Raw genomic sequence first — 3276 nt, 5'->3', positions numbered from 1 at the left:
GGACGCGCCCCTGGACGTGTCGCCGAACCGCCGTCCCCTGCGCGGCAGTTCAGCGACACGACGTCCGAGCACGAACGGCGGGCGTCACACCCCCGGCAGCCAGTCCGGCCGCCGGCCGCTCAGCCCGATCACCTGGTCCAGCAGCGGCGCGTCCCCGTCCACCGCGAGCGGCGGTCCGAAGATCCCCTCCGCCGGGAGGGGCGCGCTGAGCATCCCGTACGAGGCCCGGAGGCCCGCCTCGTCGGCCTCGTACACCTGGCCCGTGGCGCGCGCCACGTCCCAGCCGTGCACCAGCACCTCGTTGAGGGCGACCACCCCGGCCACCTCGCCGGGCAGGTCGACTCCGCCGACCCGGGTCCCGCCCTGCCAGGCGGCGGGATCCCGCCACACGGCGGCCAGCTCGTCCAACTGCCGGGGGAGTGCCTCGCGCCAGCCCTCCTCCAGGACGGGAAGGTTTCCCGGCTCCGGTGCCGTGTCCGTGGTCGGGCCCCGCTTCTTGCCCGCCGCGTCCCGGAAGGCGATCGTCAGCCCGGCCAGATGCGCGAGGATGTCCCGGACGGTGTAGGCAGGACAGGGGGTCGGACCGTCCAGCCGCTCGTCCGGGACCCCGACGGCCACCCGGGCCGTCGCGCGGCACACCGGACCGAGATCGATCATGCCGGACCCGGGAACGGGGCCGGGCCCTGCTGTCGCACGTGTGTCTGTATCCGTTTCCGTATTCGTATCTGTGTCCATGCCAGTGCAGACCGCCCCCGCCCGCGAAACTCATCGCGGGCGGGGGCGGAAATGCTCAGGGGACGGAATTGCCAGGCGGGGCGGGACCGTCAAGAGGGGCCTGAACGCTCAGCCGCGCAGCTGCTCGTACGCCGGGAGCGTGAGGAAGTCCGCGTAGTCCTCGTCCAGCGCCACCGTCAGCAGCAGGTCATGGGCCTGCTGCCACTTCCCGGCCGCGAACGCCTCCTCGCCGCTCTCCGCGCGGATCGCGGCGAGTTCGTCGGCGGCCAGCTCACGGGCCAGCTCCGGAGTGGCCCGTACCGTCCGTCCTTCGTGCTCGAACTCCACCCCGGCGTTGATCCACTGCCAGATCTGGGAGCGGGAGATCTCGGCGGTGGCCGCGTCCTCCATCAGGTTGAAGATCGCCACCGCGCCGCTGCCCCGCAGCCACGCCTCGATGTAGCGGATGCCGACCTGCACCGCGTTGCGCATGCCGTCGTACGTGGGCCGGGCGTCCAGGGAGTCGACGGCGATCAGGTCGCCCGCCGCCACGTGCACGTCCTCGCGGAGCCGGTCCTTCTGGTTCGGCCGGTCGCCGAGGACCGCGTCGAAGGACGCCATGGCGATCGGGACGAGGTCGGGGTGGGCCACCCACGAACCGTCGAAGCCGTCGCGCGCCTCACGGTCCTTGTCGGCCTTGACCTTCTCGAAGGCGACCTTGTTGACCTCGGGGTCGCGGCGGGACGGGATGAACGCGGCCATGCCGCCCAGCGCGTGCGCGCCGCGCTTGTGGCAGGTACGGACGAGGAGTTCGGTGTACGCCCGCATGAACGGGGCCGTCATCGTGACCGCGTTGCGGTCCGGAAGGACGAACTTGGGCCCGCCGTCACGGAAGTTCTTCACGATCGAGAACAGATAATCCCACCGGCCCGCGTTGAGCCCGGACGCGTGGTCGCGCAACTCGTAGAGGATCTCCTCCATTTCGTACGCCGCCGTGATCGTCTCGATCAGCACGGTGGCCCGGACCGTGCCCTGCGCGATGCCGAAGTAGTCCTGCGCGAAGACGAAGACGTCGTTCCACAGGCGCGCCTCCAGATACGACTCCGTCTTCGGGAGGTAGAAGTACGGGCCCTTGCCGAGGTCGATCAGCCGCTGGGCGTTGTGGAAGAAGTACAGCCCGAAGTCGACCAGCGCCCCCGGCACCGGCTCGCCGTCCAGCTGGAGGTGACGCTCCGCCAGATGCCAGCCGCGCGGGCGCATCACCACGGTGGCGAGCTCGTCGGCGGCCTTGAGCGCGTACGACTTGCCCGTGGACGGATCCGTGAAGTCGATGCGGCGTTCGTAGGCGTCCATCAGGTTGACCTGGCCCAGGACGACGTTCTCCCAGGTGGGCGCCGACGCGTCCTCGAAGTCCGCGAGCCAGATCCTCGCCCCGGAGTTCAGCGCGTTGATCGTCATCTTGCGGTCGGTGGGTCCGGTGATCTCCACCCGGCGGTCGTCCAGCGCGGCCGGCGACGGCGCGACCCGCCAGGTGTCGTCCGCGCGGACGGCGGCGGTCTCCGGCAGGAAGTCCAGGCTGGAGGTACGGGCGATCTCGGCGCGCCGCTCGGCACGGTGTGCCAGCAGTTCGTCGCGGCGGGGGGTGAACCGCCGGTGCAGCTCGGCCACGAACGTGAGGGCCGCCTCGGTCAGGACCTCGTCCTGGCGGGGCAGGGGCTCGGCGTCCACGACGGCCAGGGGGGAGGGGGCGGGTGCGGACATGCGCTGTCGACTCCTTCGGCGAGCTGCCGGGCGGTGCCCGGCGGCCGGTTGCTCGCCTCGGACGGCACTGAGTGCCGTGGCGCCGGGATGCGGTCGCAGGCGTCCACCTGGACGGCGGGCACACCTGACCTGTGGATAGTAGTTTCCTCATGGTGGAACTTCAATGGTTTGTTGATGTCGAGACTCTCCGCGTCGAGGCATCGTGGCGCGCAGTGCCACGAGCTTTCGCCCTCGCTCTACGCGGGAGGCTCCAGGTGCCGCAGATCCTCCTCCGTGTCGATGTCGTGCGCCCGCGCGACATCCCCGCACTCCACCAGCGTGATGTCGCCCTCATGGGCCGTCAGATATCCGCGTGCCCCGCGATCGCCCCGGGCATCCGCCGCGATCTCCACCCAGCGGTGCGCGCCGAACAGCACGGGATGCCCGCGCTTCCCGCCGTACGCGGCCGACACGAGCGAATCGGCGGACCGGCAGGCGGCCACGACCCGGGCCACCGCCTCCGCGCCGATCCCCGGCTGGTCCACGAGCAGCACCACCACCGCCCTGGCGTCCGTGGCGGCCAGTGAGGTGAGCCCCGCGCCCAGCGAGGACCCCATGCCGTCGGCCCACCCCCGGTTGTCGACCAGGACACACCCCGGCAGCTCGGCCCGGCGCCGTACCTCCTCCGAGGCCGCTCCGAGCACCACGTGCACCGGGTCGCAGCCCCCCGCGTGCAGCACCCCCGCCGCGTGCTCGACCAGCAGGGCTCCCCGGTGGGCGAGCAGCGCCTTGGGGCGCCCGCCGAGCCGCCGTCCCCCGCCG

Annotated in this window: 3 protein-coding genes; all 3 read right to left on the bottom strand. The window is 71.9% G+C overall.

The genetic code is table 11. The features are described 5' to 3' along the window. Window positions 1–84 precede the first annotated feature (84 nt). Window positions 85–657, bottom strand: a complete 573-nt coding sequence (locus tag GT042_RS01070) for a TIGR03086 family metal-binding protein (RefSeq protein ID WP_161306811.1) — start codon at window positions 655–657, stop codon at window positions 85–87. Between the two features lie 186 nt (window positions 658–843). Next, on the bottom strand, window positions 844–2475 hold the full coding sequence (gene aceB / locus GT042_RS01065) for a malate synthase A (RefSeq protein WP_161306810.1): 1632 nt from the start codon (window positions 2473–2475) through the stop codon (window positions 844–846). A 236-nt stretch (window positions 2476–2711) separates the two neighbouring features. After that, window positions 2712–3276, bottom strand: a 565-nt coding sequence (locus tag GT042_RS01060) for a nucleotidyltransferase family protein (RefSeq protein WP_161306809.1), incomplete at its 5' end; no start/stop codon positions are given.

The sequence above is a fragment of the Streptomyces sp. SID3212 genome, assembly GCF_009865405.1.
Taxonomy (GTDB): Bacteria; Actinomycetota; Actinomycetes; order Streptomycetales; family Streptomycetaceae; genus Streptomyces.
The sequence above is the reverse complement of the archived record's forward strand: the minus strand, read 5'-3'. Positions and strand labels throughout refer to the sequence as shown.

Coding starts and splice junctions, on each gene's coding strand:
- GT042_RS01070 (WP_161306811.1), bottom strand. CDS start 657: ATGATCGATCTCGGTCCGGTGTGCCGCGCGACGGCCCGGGTGGCCGTC.
- aceB (WP_161306810.1), bottom strand. CDS start 2,475: ATGTCCGCACCCGCCCCCTCCCCCCTGGCCGTCGTGGACGCCGAGCCC.